Here is a 14,367-nt window from a genome sequence, read left to right on the forward strand (position 1 = left end):
TCTTCCTCGGCGGTGGTCGGTGACAGCGACGCCGCCCCCTCCGGATTCGACAGGGGCGGCGTGGCTGTTCCAGCGAGCTGCGACTCCTACTCCGCGTCCTTGATCTCCGCGAGGACCGAACCGCTGGTGACGGTCTCGCCGACGGTCGCGGACAGGCCCGTGATGACGCCGGACTTGTGGGCGTTGATGGGCTGTTCCATCTTCATCGCCTCGATGACGATGATGAGGTCGCCCTCGGCCACTGTCGCGCCCTCCTCGACGGCGATCTTGACGATCGTGCCCTGCATGGGCGCGGTGAGGGAGTCGCCGGAGGCCTTGGCTCCGCCGCGTCCGCCGCTGCCCGAGCGCCGCGGGGCCTTGCGCTTGGCGGATGCGCCGCCGCTGCCGCCTCCGCCGATGGCGAGGTCGCCGGGGAGGCTGATCTCGAGTCGCTTGCCGCCGACCTCGACGACGACCTTCTGCCGCTCGCTCTCCTCGCTCGCTGCGTCGGAGGTGGGGCCGGAGTACGGCTCGATGGTGTTGTCGAACTCGGTCTCGATCCAGCGGGTGTGCACCGAGAACGGCTCGTCGCCCTCGGGCGCGAACGCCGGGTCGTCGACGACGGCGCGGTGGAACGTCAGGGCCGTCGGCATGCCCTCGACCTCGAACTCCGCGAGGGCCCGGCGGGATCGGGCCAGGGCCTCCTCTCGGGTGCGGCCGGTGACGATGAGCTTGGCCAGCATGGAGTCGAACTGGCCGGAGATGATGTCGTTCTGCTCGATGCCGGAGTCCAGACGCACGCCGGGGCCGCTCGGGGGAGCGAAGCGCATCACCGTGCCGGGGGCGGGCAGGAAGCCGCGGCCGGGGTCCTCGCCGTTGATGCGGAACTCGAAGGAGTGCCGGTCGGGCTTGGTGGGCAGGTCGTCCTGGGTGTAGCCCAGCACCTCGCCGTTCGCGATGCGGAACTGCTCGCGCACGAGGTCGATGCCGGTGACCTCCTCGGTGACCGGGTGCTCGACCTGCAGGCGCGTGTTGACCTCGAGGAAGCTGATGGTGCCGTCGATGGCCACGAGGTACTCGCAGGTGCCGGCGCCCTGGTAACCGGCCTCCTTGAGGATGGCCACGGACGCCCGGATGAGTTCGGCGTTCTGTTCGTCGGTGAGGAACGGCGCGGGCGCCTCCTCGACGAGCTTCTGGTGGCGACGCTGCAGGGAGCAGTCGCGGGTGGAGACGACGACCGCGTTGCCGTGGGAGTCGGCGAGGCACTGGGTCTCGACGTGCCGCGGCTTGTCGAGGTAACGCTCGACGAAGCACTCGCCGCGGCCGAAGGCGCCCACGGCCTCACGGACGGCGGAGTCGAACAGTTCGGGGATCTCTTCGATGGTGCGGGCGACCTTGAGGCCGCGGCCGCCGCCACCGTAGGCGGCCTTGATCGCCACCGGCAGGCCGTGCTCCTCGGCGAACGCGACGATCTCGTCGGCGTCGGCCACGGGGTCCTTGGTGCCGGGGACCAGCGGCGCGTTCGCGCGGGTGGCGATGTGGCGGGCCTTGACCTTGTCACCGAGGCTGTCGATGGCCTCGGGCCCGGGCCCGATCCAGGTGAGCCCGGCGTCGATGACGGCCTGCGCGAACGAGGCGTTCTCGGCGAGGAAGCCGTAGCCGGGGTGGACCGCGTCGGCGCCGGACTGCTTGGCGACGTCGAGGAGCTTCTCCTGCACGAGGTAGCTGTCGCCGGGCGTGGATCCGCCCAGGGCGTACGCCTCGTCGGCGACCTTGACGTGGAGGGCGTCGCGGTCGGGGTCGGCGTACACGGCCACCGAGCCGATTCCGCTGTCCTTGCACGCACGTGCGATACGGACCGCGATCTCGCCGCGGTTTGCGATCAGTACCTTGCTGATGGGCGCCATGGACCGGACTCTAGCGCGCCGTCAGTACCGGAGGCGGGGTTGCCTGGCGACTGTTCGGGGTGAGCGGAGACACACCGCACGTGGGCGGGGGTGCTCTCAGCGCTTGCCGCGTTTGGCGCCGACGAGGACGACGAGCAGCAGGACGAGGATGAGCCCCGCCGCGCCGCGGTTGCTGAGACCCGAGGGGTCCTCGGGATTGCGTTGGGTGGCCTCGACCCGGGCGTCGGTGCCGCCGTCGGTGGAGGGGCCTTCGCGGCCGGCCAGACGGTCGAGGAAGGTGCCGGTGGGTTCGCGGCGATCCCGATCGGCCGTGGCGGGCTCCTCACGGCCCGCGAGCCGGTCGAGGAAGGAGCTGTCGGAGTCGTCGGGGTTCTCGGTGGCGCGCTCGCGCGGCCGCTCGGTGTTGCCGCCGGTGGTGCCTGAGGGCCGGTCGGTGCCGCCGGCCTCGCGCGGCGCGGTGGCCGGTGGGCGGGTCTCGGTCCTGCTCGCCGTGGCCGAGGCCTGCGACAACCCGAACAGCCCGACCCACGCGATCCCGAGGAGCACCAGGAGCGCGATGATCGGCGCGAGTCCGGTGTTCTTCATCGGCTCCTCCTTCCGGGCGTCGTCACGACCTCATCGATTCTCCGCCATGTCTAGGTGTTTCGTGGCTCCGACACAAGCAGACACGGGAGATCGAGGCGTTCACCCTCCGTCGATCGTGCCCGCGTCCGCCCGGTCGGGGACGGCCCGCAGCCGGTCCGGGGCCGGTCAGTGCCCGGTGCCCGGCTCCCAGCCCACGTCCTCCCAGTCGGTGGTCAGCGAGGCGAAGGCGGCGGGGCCGAGGCCCGAGAGGCCGGTGCGGATCGCGTAGACGTCGGGCCCGTGCCACAGCGGCAGCTGCCCGTACTGGCCGAGCCACTCCTTCTCGATGGCGTTGATCTCGGCGGCGCGGGCGTCGTCGTCCGCCTGGGCGCCCAGACGGGCGATCCGCTCGTCGAGTTCGGGTGTTCCGGCTCCGGAGGCGTTGCCGGGGGAGGTGGAGCACATCGTCTGGCACATCGCCGAGGTGGGGTCCGGGCTGTCCGAGCCGCCGCCGGCGAGGAGGACGTCGAAGTCCCGGGACGACATGGTCTGTCCGAAGGCCGACTGCGGTCGTGCGTCGATCTGCGCCTCGACACCGATCTTCGTGAGCTGGTTCTGGACGGTCTGGGCCAGGGCCGTGGACATCGGGTCGTCGCCGTGGATGGTGAATCGGATGCTCAGGGGTTTCCCGTCCTTGGCCCGGGTTCCGTTCTCGTCGGTGTAGCCGGCGCCCTCGAGGGTCTGTGCGGCGGCGGCCGCGTCGAAGCGGACCGGCATGTTGTCCTGATACTCGGGCTGGAACGGGTGATACAGCGCCGATCCGGGTGGGGTCTCGACGTGGTCGAGGCCGTTGAACCGCACCGTCGCGAGCTGGGCCCGGTCGATGCCCTGCCACAGCGCCTTGCGGACGGCGACGTCGCTGAGGGCGGGGGACGTCGCGTTGAAGACGAGGACGCTGGTCGAAAGGCGCGGCCCGGTGCGCACGTCGAGGCCTGGAGCTCCTCGACCTGGCTGCGGAGGGCGACGTTGCCGACGTCGGCGAGGTCCACATCGCCGCCTCGGGCGGCGGGGACGGCGGTCGAGGGTTCGATCTGCTGGAACACGACCCGGTCGAGCAGCGGCTTGTCGCCCCACCACTTCTGGTTCGGCTCGAGGACGATCGTGCGGGTCTGGCGGTCGACGTCCGACACGGTGAACGGGCCCGATCGCAGTTCGGCGTGGACGTCGTCCTTCATGAGGGTGTTGAACGCGTCCTTGTCGCCGAGCTTCGGGTGCAGCAGGTGGGAGAACACGCCCGTGACGGGGTGGTGGGGTTCGCGCAGCGTGACGACGACCTGGTGGGCGGTCGCGCCCTTCTCGACCGAGGCGATCCGCGCGTAGGCGGGGTCGGGGACGCTGTTGAAACCGCCTTGGTCGATGGGTGCTCGTCGCGCCTTCCAGGTGGCCTCGAACGCCGTCCAGTCGATCGGGGTGCCGTCGTTCCACACCGCCTCGGGATTGAGGTCGTAGGTGATGACCTGGGTCCCGTTCGTGTCCTCGACCTGCGGCATCGCGCTCAGGTACTCGGTCCGGGGCGTGACCTCGCCTTCGGGGGAGTAACGGTAGAGGCCGGGGTCGGTGGCCGCGGTGACGTCGCGCCAGGCGGCGAGGGTGCCCTCGACGTGGAACCGGTTGAAGTTCGTCGGGAACGCCGCCATCGGCAGCGTGACCGTGCCGCCCTGGGCCAGGTCCGCACGGGGATGGGGGTTGGTCGCGGCGAGTGAACTCTCGGACGAGGCGCCCTGCGTGGGCGGGGCGGTGCCCGAGCCGGCCCGGGAGTCGGTGCCGTCGGTGCCCGAGGCGCACGAGGTCAGCACGAGCGCGAGGCTCAGCGCCGCCGCGGTCAGGTGTGTCCGATGAATTCGCAAACCGATGTCCCCCTGTCCCTCCCGAACGGCCGGGCGCCGACGGGCGTCACACGCGCCCGTCTGGCGGAGCTGCGAGACGAATCATGCACGTGGACAGCGCTATTCAAGGACCAATTTCCGCGCGGCACAAACCGAGGGCCGGCACCCCGAGCAGTCTGCGGAGTGCCGGCCCTCGTATCGATCGGGTCGGTGGTGGGCCGGTGACCGATCGTCACCGGCTCATGCCGGGATCAGTTGTGGGTGCTGCCCTGCACCCAGCCCACGTCCTCCCACTTGGGGGTGATGGACGCGAAGGCGGCGGGGCCGTAGTTCGCCAGGCCGGCGCGGTAGGCCGAGATGACCGGGCCGTTCCACATCGGCATCTGGCCGTACTGCTGCATCCACTCCTTCTCGATCGCGTTGATCTCCTTGTTCTGCTGCTGGGTGTCCTCGATCTCGCCGATCTTCTTGATGCGCGCGTCGAGTTCGGTCGAGCCGACCGCGGCGTAGTTGCTCGAGGAGTCCGAGCAGTAGAACTGGCAGACGCCGGTGACCGGGCTGGGGCTGGTCATGCTCCAGGACATGGCGAGGAAGTCGAAGTTCTTCTTCTCCATCGTCTCGCCGAAGGCGGCGCTGGGTCGGATGTCGAGCTGGAGGTCGACACCGATGGCCTTGAGCTGGTTCTGGGTCGTCTGGGCCAGGGCCGTGGTCATCGGGTCGTCACCGAAGGTCGTGTACTTGACGGTGAGCTTCTCCCCGCCCTTGGCGTAGATGCCGTCGGCGCCCTTGGCGTACCCGGCGTCCTGCAGCGTCTTCTCTGCTGCGGCCTTGTCGAACTGGACGGGCATGTTGTCCTCGGCGTCCGGCTGGAACGCGAAGAACAGGGCGGAGCCGACGGGGTTCTCGGTGTAGTCGAGGCCGTTGAAGCGGACCTGCTTGAGCTCCTCGCGGTTGAGGCCCTGCCAGAGGGCCTTGCGCACGTTGACGTCCGCCAGGCTGGGCGCCTTGGAGTTGAACTGGTACACGGTCGTGTTGAGACGCTGGCTGCGACGGATCTCCATGTTCGGCGCGCCCTGGATCTGCTCGAAGCGGGCCTTGTTGGCGACGCCGGTCGCGTCGATCTCCCCGTTCTTGAACGCGGGGATGGTGGCCGAGTCCTCCATCTGGCGGAAGATGACCTGGTTGAGCAGCGGCTTGTTGCCCCACCACTTGTCGTTCGGCTTGAGGATGATCGTCTGGGCCTGCTTGTCGATCTTGTCGACCGTGAAGGGGCCGGAGCGCAGCTCGGCGTGCACGTCGTCCTTCATCAAGGTGTTGAAGGCGTCCTTCTCCCCGAGCTTGGGGTGCACGAGTCCGCCGAAGAGCTCGGTGACGGGGAAGAAGGGCTTCTTCATCGTGACGACGACCTCGTCGGCGCTCGCACCCTGCGCGACCTTCTCGATGTCCTCGTACCCGGCGGTGATGATGTTGTTGAAGCCGCCCTTGTCGACGGGCTGGGCGTTGACCTTCCAAGTGGTCTCGAAGGACTTCCAGTCGATCTTCGTGCCGTCGTTCCACACGGCCTTGGGGTTGAGCTTGTAGGTGATGGTCTCCTTGCCGTCCTTCTGCTCGACCTTCGGCATCTCCTGGATGAACTCGGGACGCGGCGAGATCTCGCCCTCCGGTGAGTAGAGGTACAGGCCGGGGTCGGTCGCCCGGGTGACCTCGCTCCAGTCGGCGAGGTTTCCGTCGATGTGCCACCCGTTGTAGTTGGTGGGGAAGGACGCGAGCGGAAGGGTCAACGTGCCGCCCTGCTCGAGGGAGTTGCGGTCCTGGGGGTTGTTCTGGGCGATGCCCGACTGCTCACCCGTGCCCTGGGTTCCCCCACCGCCGGGGTTGTCTCCCCCGTTTCCTCCGCCACCTCCCGCGCAGGCGGAGAGCGCCAAGGCGCTGCTCATGGTGACCGCGAGGGCCAACTGGATCCGGCGACTCTTCATCGAGTGTTCCTTTCCTGGTTCGTCCGCGTCGGTGAGTGCGCGTCCGTCGTGCTGTGTGTCGATACCTGGGCGGTGACGAGTTTCTCCTCGGGGAAGAAGCACGCCTGCTGGTGGTCGTCGGCCCCGGTCGGGACCAGTGGGGGTTCTTCTGTGCGGCAGCGGTTCCGACGTTCCTCGTCGAGACCGTTGAAGATCGGGCAGCGTGAGGCGAAGTCGCAGCCCTCGGGCCGCTCGAGCGGGCTCGGCAGGTCCCCGGAGAGCAGGATGCGCTGACGGCGCCGCTCCTTGGCGGGGTCCGGTACCGGGATCGCCGACAACAGCGCCCGCGTGTAGGGGTGGGTCGGGTGGTCGAACACCTCGTCGACGTCACCGATCTCGACGAACTTGCCGAGGTACATGACGCCCACCCGGTCGGAGATGTGGCGCACGACAGCGAGGTCGTGGGCCACGAAGAGGTAGCTGAGGCCGATCTCGGCCCGGAGTTGGTCGAGCAGGTTGATGACGCCGGCCTGGATCGACACGTCGAGGGCGGAGACCGGCTCGTCGAGGATGATGACCTTGGGGTTGAGTGCGAGCGCGCGGGCGATCCCGATGCGTTGACGCTGACCACCGGAGAACTGCGTCGGAAAGCGGTTGAGGTGGTCCGGCATGAGGCCGACGGTCTTCATCAGCTCACGCACACGCTTCTCGCATTCCTCCTTCTTCATCCCGTAGGTCTGCAGCGGTTCGGCGATGATCTCGAACACCGTGAAGCGCGGGTCGAGGGCACCCATCGGGTCCTGGAAGACGAGCTGGACGTTGCGGCGCAGCTTGGTGATCTCGGACTTCTTGCGCAGCTCCTTGACCGAGGTGCCGAGCACGACGACGTTGCCGCTCATCTTCGGCGACATCTCCATGATCTCGAGCAGCGTCGTGGTCTTGCCGCAACCCGACTCGCCGACGATGGCGAGGCACTCGCCCTCGCGGATGTCGAAGGTCAGGCCGTCCACGGCCTTGACGTCGCCGACCTGGCGCTTGAACAGCGTCCCCTTCATGAGGGGGAAGTGCCGGTGGAGGTTCTCCACCGAGAGGGCCACCTCGCGTTGCTCGCGCGGCAGCTGCGCCAGTCGGCCGACCGCCACGGGTGGGACGGGAAAGATGTCCTCCGCACCGTCGATCCTGCGCAGCTCCGCGCTGCGGATGCAGGCGGCGGCGTGGCCGGGCGCGACGATCTGCAGCGGTGGCTCGGCCTCCAGACAGGCGTCGGTGACGACCGGGCACCGGGGTGCGAAGGGGCAACCCTCGGGCTCGTGGAGCAGGTTGGGCGGGGTGCCCTCGATGGGGACGAGGCTGCGCTTCTCGCCGCTGTCGATCCGGGGGATCGAGCCCAACAGGCCGATGGTGTAGGGCATGAGCGGCCGCGTGTAGAGGTCGTCGACCCCGCCCTTCTCCACCGGACGACCCGCGTACATGACCATGACCTCGTCGGCGATCCCGGCGACGACGCCGAGGTCGTGCGTGATCATGATGACCGCAGCGCCGGTCTCCTTCTGCGCGATCTTCAGCACGTCGAGGATCTGCGCCTGGATCGTCACGTCGAGGGCCGTGGTCGGCTCGTCGGCGATGATGACGCGCGGGTTGTTGGCGATGGCGGTGGCGATGACGACGCGCTGCCGCATGCCGCCGGAGAACTCGTGCGGGTAGGAGTCCACGCGGGTCGACGCGCTGGGGATGCCGACGATCTCGAGCAGTTCGATGGCCCGCTTGCGGGCGGCTGCCGAGCCGATGGAGCCGTGTGAGCGCAACGCCTCGATGATCTGATCGCCCACGGTGTGGACGGGCGTCAACGAGCTGAGCGGGTCCTGGAAGACCATGGCGATGTCGGTGCCACGGTGACGGCTCATCTGCCGGTCCGACAGCCCCAGCAGTTCCTGGCCGTTGTAGGTGATCGAGCCGGTGATCTTCGCGTTGTCGGCGAGCAGGCCCATGATGGCCAGCGACGTCACCGACTTTCCGGAGCCGGATTCGCCGACGATCCCGAGGACCTGACCCGGGTGGAGGTCGAAGTCGACGCCGCGGACGGCGTGGACCGATCCGGCCTCGGTGCCGAACCGCACGTGGAGGTCGCGGACCGAGAGGACGGGTCCGCCCACTCGGAGGTCCTCGCGTGTGGCGGATGCGGTGTCGGTCATGCTCGGCCTCCTGACCTGCTGTTGGGGTCGAGGGCGTCGCGCAGTCCGTCACCGATGAGGGCGAGGGAGAACGTGAGCGCCACGAGGCAGAGCGCCGGGCCCCAGAACATCCACGGGTAGGCGTGGAGCTGACTCGCGGCCTGCCCGATGAGCGAGCCGAGCGACACGTCCGGCGGGCGGACGCCGACGCCGAGGAAGGACAGCGCGGTCTCGGCGATGATCGCGCCGTACGTGCTGGTGATGATGTTGATGATGAGCAACGACCCGATGTTCGGGATGATGTGCCGCCGGATGATGTTCCAGTCCGAGACACCCATGTACCCGGCGGCCTTGACGAACTCCCGCTCCCGCAGGGAGGCCGTGGTGGCGCGGATGACACGGGCCAGGCCCATCCATCCGAAGACCGTGAGCAGCAGGGCGAGGTGGAGCGCGCTACCGCCGGTCGACCCCATGAACACGGCCACGAGCAGGAAGTAGGGCATGAGGATCCACATGTCGAGGATCCACATGCCGACCTTCTCCCGTGTGCCGCCCCAGAACGCGATCGCGGTGCCGTAGACGGCGGCGATCAGCGGGGCACCGAGGCCGACGAAGAACGCGATGAGCAGCGACTTGCCGGTGCCGTGTACGAGCATGGCCCAGAGGTCGATGCCGCCGGCGTTGGTGCCGAGGCGGTGGCCGTCGGTGCCAGGGGGCGAGCCGAGGTTGAGCAGATCCTGGTCGAAGTGCGAGTAGGGGTTGCCGACGTTGCCCACGAGTGCGAAGGCCGTCAGCAGACCGAGCATCACCAGGCCGAGGACGGCTCCCTTGTTGCGCAGGAGCCGCCGGATGATGAGCAGCGCCTTGTTCGAGATCTTGATCTCGTCCTCGGGGACCTCCGAGGTCGAGAGCAATGCCGAGGCCTCGACCTCGGTCCGGATGACCGTGGACGTCGGCATCGAGCCACTGCCGACACGACTCGCGGAGTTCGCGGTGTCGGCGATGGGGGTCTCCGGGAGGAACCCGGGGAGTCCTGGGCGTGCCGCTGCCGGTCGATCTCCTCGCGCGAGGTGTTCGCGAGGGGGTCGGCGTGCGTGTTGTTCGCGCCGGTCGGGGCGGCGGTCACGCCGTCGAGACCCTGGTCGCCGGCGGTGTGAGGGGCGCGGGACGGGCGGTCGGTCATGTCAGCTCACCCGTGCTCTCGGGTCGACGATGGCGACGGACAGGTCGGCCATGATGGCGCCGATGGCGAACATGAGTCCGCCGAACGCGACGCCGGCGACGGCGATGTTGACGCTCTGGCTCATCGTGATGGCGTCGAGGGTCCATCGGCCGAGGCCCTGCCATGCGAAGACCGTCTCGATGATGAAGGTGCCGACGAAGATGCCCGGGAGTTGGAAGGCGATGCTCTGTGCGACGGGGATGAACGATGTGCGCAGCGCGTGCCTGCGGATCGCGGTCATGCGCGTCAGCCCCTTGGCCCGCGCCGTGCGCACATAGTCGGCATTGACGTTGTCCAGCAGCAACGACCGCTGGAGCAGGGTGTAGCTGGCGTAGGCGACGATCGTCAGCGCGACGGTCGGCAGGATGAGGTGCTGCATCTCGTCGACGAATTTGGGCCACGCCTCCTCGGGGGTGCGTGGTGAGCGCATCCCGGTGACGAAGAACAGTCGGCTGCCGGCGGATTCGTTGAGCTTGATACCGCCCATCTGCACGAGCAGGTAGATGACCGGCGCGGGGATCACCGAGATGAAGAACGTGCCGTAGGTGATGAGCCGGTCGCTCAGCTTGTACTGGCGGGCGGCGGCGATGACACCGAGCGCGACGCCGATGATGATGGACAGCAGCGTGGCCAGCAGCACGAGGCGTGCCGAGATGATCGCCCGCGAGAGGAACTCGTCGTTCACGGCGGCGCCGGTGGGGGCCATTCCCCAGTTCCAGTGCAGGACGATGTTGGTCAGCCACTGCCAGTAGCGCTCGAAGGCGTTCATGTGCGGGTCGAGTTCGAGCAGACGCAGTTGCGTGTCGACCTGCTCGGGGGTCGGCCGCGGGGTGCGCTGCAACAACCTCGTCTGGGGCCTCATGAACGTGACGGCCGCGAAGTACGCCAGCGAGGTCGCCACGAAGATCATCACGGCGTAGTTGGCCATGCGCCGCGCGATGTAGACGATCAGGTCCACGACGGCCCACTTCGTCGTGAAGACATGCGCAGTGGCGGTGTTCCTGGGGCCATCTCGTGTTCCTCCCCTGGGCGGCCGCGTGGCCGGGTACGAGTGATCGGTCGAGTCCGCGGATGCGAGGACTCCCCGACGCACCGGCGCGTTGGCGTGAAGCTAACACCAGGTGGCAGTGGCCCGAGGGCGGATTCCGATGATTCATCCCGTATCGATATCCGGGCGTACACCGGATCCGGCGGTCTTCTCGGTCGACGACGAACGGGCCGGGAGGCGAACCCGACCCGTCTGTGAGCGTCTCGCGTCAGGGGAGGCGGCGCAGGTCCTCGCGGCAGCGGTTCTCCAGCGTCTGGAGTTCGGCGAGGGCGATCTCGAGGTCGGCGCGTCGCTGTTCGAGGTCGGCCCGCCGGGCGTCGATCTGGGCGAGGAGGTATTCGAGCTGACCCCGCTCACCGGGGTGGTCGTCGTACATGTCGACGATGCGACGGATCTCCTCGAGCGGGAAGCCGAGACGTCGCCCGCGCAGCACGAGGTCGAGCCGGGTGCGGTCGCGGCGGTGGAAGAGCCGTTGGGTGCCTCGCCGCTCGGGGGAGAGCAGGCCGAGGGACTCGTAGTGCCGGATCGCCCGATGGGTGACGTCGAACTCCTCCGCAACCTGCGCGATGGTGCGAGGCTCGTCGTCGACGGGTGGTGTCGGACGGGTTGTCATACCCGTGACGATGCTTTACGTTAACGTAAACGTCAAGCACGTACGTGTATGAGTCACGCGCCCAGGCCACGAAGGGACGACGATGTTCGAACTCTCCGCAGATCACGAGGACTTCCGCCGCACGGTCCGCGACTTCGCCGAGTCGCAGATCGCCCCCCACGTGCCGGAGTGGGACCGCGACCATCACTTCCCTGCCGACCTCATCCCGCAGATGGGCGAGCTCGGCCTGTTCGGCCTGGTCGTCCCCGAGGAGTACGGCGGTCACGCCGGCGAGGGAGGCGAATTCACCTACCTCTGCCTCGCGATCGAGGAGCTCGGCCGCGTCGACCAGTCGATGGGCATCACGCTGCAGGCCGGCGTCGGCCTGGGGATCAACCCGATCCTCACCTACGGCACCGAGGAGCAGAAGTCCCGCTGGCTGCCCGACCTCGCCGCCGGGCGCACGATGGCGGGCTTCGGCCTGACCGAGCCCGACGCCGGGTCCGATGCGGGCGCCACCAAGACCAAGGCGCGCCTGGAGAACGGTGAGTGGGTGATCAACGGCGCCAAGGCCTTCATCACCAACTCCGGCACCCCGATCACCTCGGTCGTCACGGTCACCGCCCGCACGGGTGAGACCGAGGACGGCAAGGCGGAGATCAGCGCGGTCATGGTGCCCAACGGGACTCCCGGATTCACGGTCGAGCCCGCCTATCACAAGCTCGGCTGGAACATCTCCGACACCCACGGCCTCACGTTCGAGGACGCGCGGGTGCCCGAGGAGAACCTGCTGGGCCGGCGCGGTCACGGTTTCAAGCAGTTCCTCGCCACCCTCGACGACGGACGCATCGCGATCTCCGCCCTGTCCACCGGCTGCATCCAGCGCATGCTCGAGGAGGCCTCCGCCTACGCCAAGAGCCGGATCGCGTTCGGCAAGCCCATCGGCGCCAACCAGGGCGTGAGCTTCAAGGTCGCCGACCTCGCCGTCATGGCCGAGACGGCGCGCCTGCTCACCTACAAGGCCGCGTGGCTCAAGGACGAGATGCACGCCGGTCGCCGCACGCACACCGAGGTCAAGAAGGCCGCCTCGATCGCCAAGGTCTACAGCTCCGAGGCGGCCGTCTCCGCCACCCGCATCGCGACGCAGATCTTCGGCGGCAACGGCTTCATGGAGGAGTACCCCGTCGCCCGGTTCTACCGCGACAGCAAGATCCTGGAGATCGGTGAGGGCACCTCCGAGGTGCAGCGGATGCTCATCGCCCGATCCTTCGGTCTGTAGCGCCCGCAGGCACCTCCGCCGGAGGCTAGATTGCCCGTGACGCCCCCGCTCGGCCGTGCCGATGGTGCACGTGCGCCTCGTGTGGCCTGAACAGGAAGGTCTCGATGACCGACCCGATGAGTCAGATCAGTGACGCCCCGTTCGCCGACCCGACGCCCGGACCCGGCGGGGACGCCCGTGTGGCGGACCTGCGCAAGCGGCTGAACCGCGCCCACGCGGCGTCGGCCACGTTGTCCGAGCGCGCCCGGGCCAAGCTGGACTCCCAGGGCAAGCTGTTCGTCCGCGACCGCATCGACCTGCTGTTCGACGAGGGCAGCTTCGTCGAGGACGGGCGGTACGCGAACTCGCGGGCCACGGGCCTGCCGGCAGACGGGGTGGTCACCGGTCGCGGCACCGTCGAGGGCCGGCCGGCGATCGTCATCGCCAACGACCCGTCGGTCAAGGCGGGGTCGTGGGGCGCCCGCACGGTGGAGAAGATCATCCGCGCCACCGAGATGGCGCTGCGCGAAGAGCTCCCCGTGTTCTGGTTCGTCGACTCCGCCGGCGCCCGCATCACCGATCAGGTGGAGATGTTCCCGGGGCGCCGCGGCGCGGGGCGCATCTTCCACAACCAGGTGGCGCTGTCGGGGCGGGTGCCACAGGTGTGCTGCCTGTTCGGGCCGAGCGCGGCCGGCGGCGCGTACATCCCGAGCTTCACCGACGTGATCATCATGGTCGAGGGCAACGCCTCCATGTACCTGGGCAGCCCGCGGATGGCCGAGATGGTCGTCGGTGAGCGGGTGTCGCTGGAGGAGATGGGCGGTGCGCGGATGCACTGCACGGTCTCCGGCGTGGGCGATCTGCTGGCCGAGGACGACGCCGACGCCATCGAGCTCGCGCGTCTCTACTTCTCCTATCTGCCCAGCACGTGGCGGGAGGACCCGCCGGTGTACGAGGCGGAGGCCCCGGTCGAGCCGCTCACCCGCGAGAGCGTGCCCGAGGTCGAGAGCGTGCCGTTCGACATGCACGAGGTCATCGACGGCCTGGTCGACGAGGAGTCCTTCTTCGAGATCAAGACCCTGTTCGCCCAGGAGCTCGTCATCGGGTTCGCCCGGATGGACGGGCGGACGGTCGGGATCGTCGCGAACAACTCCGCGGTCAAGGGCGGGGTGCTGTTCACCGACTCCGCCGACAAGGCGGCACGGTTCATCTGGCAGTGCGACGCCTACGGCATCCCGCTCATCTATCTCGCCGACGTACCCGGCTTCATGATCGGGTCGGACGTCGAGCGCGGCGGGATCATCCGGCACGGGGCCAAGATGGTCAGCGCCGTATCGGAGGCGACGGTGCCGCAGTTCTGCGTCGTGGTGCGCAAGGCCTACGGCGCCGGGCTGTACGCGATGGGGGGACCGGGCTTCGGGCCCGACGCCACCATCGCCCTGCCGACCGCGCGGATCGCCGTCATGGGACCTGAGGCCGCGGTCAACGCCGTCTATGCGGGAAAGATCGCCGAGATCGAGGACGAGACCGAACGCTCGGAGTTCGTCGCCGCCAAGCGCACGGAGTACGAGGCCGACGTCGACCTCGAGCGCCTGGCCGCCGATCTGGTCATCGACGCCGTGGTGGAGGCCGACGCTCTTCGCGCGGATCTCCTGCGCCGGCTGGAGTACGCGCGGCACCGCGATCGTCGCTTCTCCGACCGTCGTCACGGGGTCCCGCCGGTCTGATCCGGGCGGTCCCCGAGCCGCGTCGAGACAGCTCGGCGGGCTCAACGGGACCGGGGCG

11 protein-coding genes and 1 pseudogene are annotated in these 14,367 nt (G+C 68.8%); 3 read left to right on the plus strand and 9 right to left on the minus strand.

Going from position 1 to position 14,367, the window contains the following annotated elements:
- Positions 1-86: 86 nt before the first annotated feature.
- From QQK49_RS02995 to QQK49_RS03010, 4 genes and pseudogenes are all read right to left on the minus strand, one after another.
- Positions 87-1,886 (minus strand): acetyl/propionyl/methylcrotonyl-CoA carboxylase subunit alpha, encoded by a 1,800-nt coding sequence (locus QQK49_RS02995; protein WP_284302630.1) that lies wholly within the window; start codon positions 1,884-1,886, stop codon positions 87-89.
- A gap of 96 nt (positions 1,887-1,982) precedes the next feature.
- Complete coding sequence (locus QQK49_RS03000; RefSeq protein ID WP_284302631.1) at positions 1,983-2,471, minus strand: hypothetical protein; 489 nt, start codon at positions 2,469-2,471, stop codon at positions 1,983-1,985.
- A gap of 165 nt (positions 2,472-2,636) precedes the next feature.
- Positions 2,637-3,587, minus strand: a complete 951-nt coding sequence (locus tag QQK49_RS03005; RefSeq protein ID WP_348536069.1) for an ABC transporter substrate-binding protein — start codon at positions 3,585-3,587, stop codon at positions 2,637-2,639.
- Positions 3,533-4,147 (minus strand): annotated as a pseudogene (locus tag QQK49_RS03010) (ABC transporter substrate-binding protein); the annotation flags it as partial. The gene QQK49_RS03005 and the pseudogene QQK49_RS03010, both read right to left, overlap by 55 nt.
- Here QQK49_RS03010 and QQK49_RS22550 point away from each other — a divergent pair.
- Positions 4,077-4,349, plus strand: coding sequence for a hypothetical protein (locus QQK49_RS22550; protein WP_348536070.1), 273 nt, complete (start codon positions 4,077-4,079; stop codon positions 4,347-4,349). The pseudogene QQK49_RS03010 and the gene QQK49_RS22550 overlap by 71 nt on opposite strands.
- Before the next feature lie 238 nt (positions 4,350-4,587).
- Here the strand turns inward: QQK49_RS22550 and QQK49_RS03015 are convergent, their stop codons facing one another.
- From QQK49_RS03015 to QQK49_RS03035, 5 genes are all read right to left on the minus strand, one after another.
- Positions 4,588-6,312, minus strand: a complete 1,725-nt coding sequence (locus QQK49_RS03015) for an ABC transporter family substrate-binding protein (RefSeq protein ID WP_284302633.1) — start codon at positions 6,310-6,312, stop codon at positions 4,588-4,590.
- Entirely contained in the window at positions 6,309-8,483 is a 2,175-nt protein-coding gene (locus QQK49_RS03020; protein WP_284302634.1) for an ABC transporter ATP-binding protein, read from the minus strand. Before QQK49_RS03020 ends, QQK49_RS03015 begins: the two co-directional genes overlap by 4 nt.
- Positions 8,480-9,421 carry an ABC transporter permease gene (locus QQK49_RS03025; RefSeq protein WP_284302635.1) on the minus strand — a complete coding sequence of 314 codons (942 nt, stop codon included), beginning with the start codon at positions 9,419-9,421 and terminating at the stop codon, positions 8,480-8,482. Before QQK49_RS03025 ends, QQK49_RS03020 begins: the two co-directional genes overlap by 4 nt.
- 225 nt (positions 9,422-9,646) lie before the next feature.
- Positions 9,647-10,636: an ABC transporter permease gene (locus QQK49_RS03030; protein WP_284305809.1), complete on the minus strand. Its 990-nt coding sequence runs from the start codon at positions 10,634-10,636 to the stop codon at positions 9,647-9,649.
- A gap of 304 nt (positions 10,637-10,940) precedes the next feature.
- Positions 10,941-11,345 carry a MerR family transcriptional regulator gene (locus QQK49_RS03035; RefSeq protein ID WP_284302636.1) on the minus strand — a complete coding sequence of 135 codons (405 nt, stop codon included), beginning with the start codon at positions 11,343-11,345 and terminating at the stop codon, positions 10,941-10,943.
- 82 nt (positions 11,346-11,427) lie between these two features.
- Between QQK49_RS03035 and QQK49_RS03040 the strand changes: the two genes are divergently transcribed.
- Together QQK49_RS03040 and QQK49_RS03045 are read left to right on the plus strand one after the other, a co-directional pair.
- Entirely contained in the window at positions 11,428-12,603 is a 1,176-nt protein-coding gene (locus QQK49_RS03040) for an acyl-CoA dehydrogenase family protein (RefSeq protein WP_284302637.1), read from the plus strand.
- A 116-nt stretch (positions 12,604-12,719) separates the two neighbouring features.
- Positions 12,720-14,309 (plus strand): acyl-CoA carboxylase subunit beta, encoded by a 1,590-nt coding sequence (locus QQK49_RS03045; RefSeq protein ID WP_284302639.1) that lies wholly within the window; start codon positions 12,720-12,722, stop codon positions 14,307-14,309.
- Positions 14,310-14,367 lie beyond the last annotated feature (58 nt).

Source organism: Mobilicoccus caccae (assembly GCF_030161635.1).
GTDB lineage: Bacteria > Actinomycetota > Actinomycetes > Actinomycetales > Dermatophilaceae > Mobilicoccus > Mobilicoccus caccae.

Excerpts from the sequence above, each read along its gene's own strand:
- QQK49_RS02995 (WP_284302630.1), bottom strand. The coding sequence starts at position 1,886 with ATGGCGCCCATCAGCAAGGTACTGATCGCAAACCGCGGCGAGATCGCG.
- QQK49_RS03000 (WP_284302631.1), bottom strand. The coding sequence starts at position 2,471 with ATGAAGAACACCGGACTCGCGCCGATCATCGCGCTCCTGGTGCTCCTC.
- QQK49_RS03015 (WP_284302633.1), bottom strand. The coding sequence starts at position 6,312 with ATGAAGAGTCGCCGGATCCAGTTGGCCCTCGCGGTCACCATGAGCAGC.
- QQK49_RS03020 (WP_284302634.1), bottom strand. The coding sequence starts at position 8,483 with ATGACCGACACCGCATCCGCCACACGCGAGGACCTCCGAGTGGGCGGA.
- QQK49_RS03025 (WP_284302635.1), bottom strand. The coding sequence starts at position 9,421 with ATGCCGACGTCCACGGTCATCCGGACCGAGGTCGAGGCCTCGGCATTG.
- QQK49_RS03035 (WP_284302636.1), bottom strand. The coding sequence starts at position 11,345 with ATGACAACCCGTCCGACACCACCCGTCGACGACGAGCCTCGCACCATC.
- QQK49_RS03040 (WP_284302637.1), top strand. The coding sequence starts at position 11,428 with ATGTTCGAACTCTCCGCAGATCACGAGGACTTCCGCCGCACGGTCCGC.
- QQK49_RS03045 (WP_284302639.1), top strand. The coding sequence starts at position 12,720 with ATGAGTCAGATCAGTGACGCCCCGTTCGCCGACCCGACGCCCGGACCC.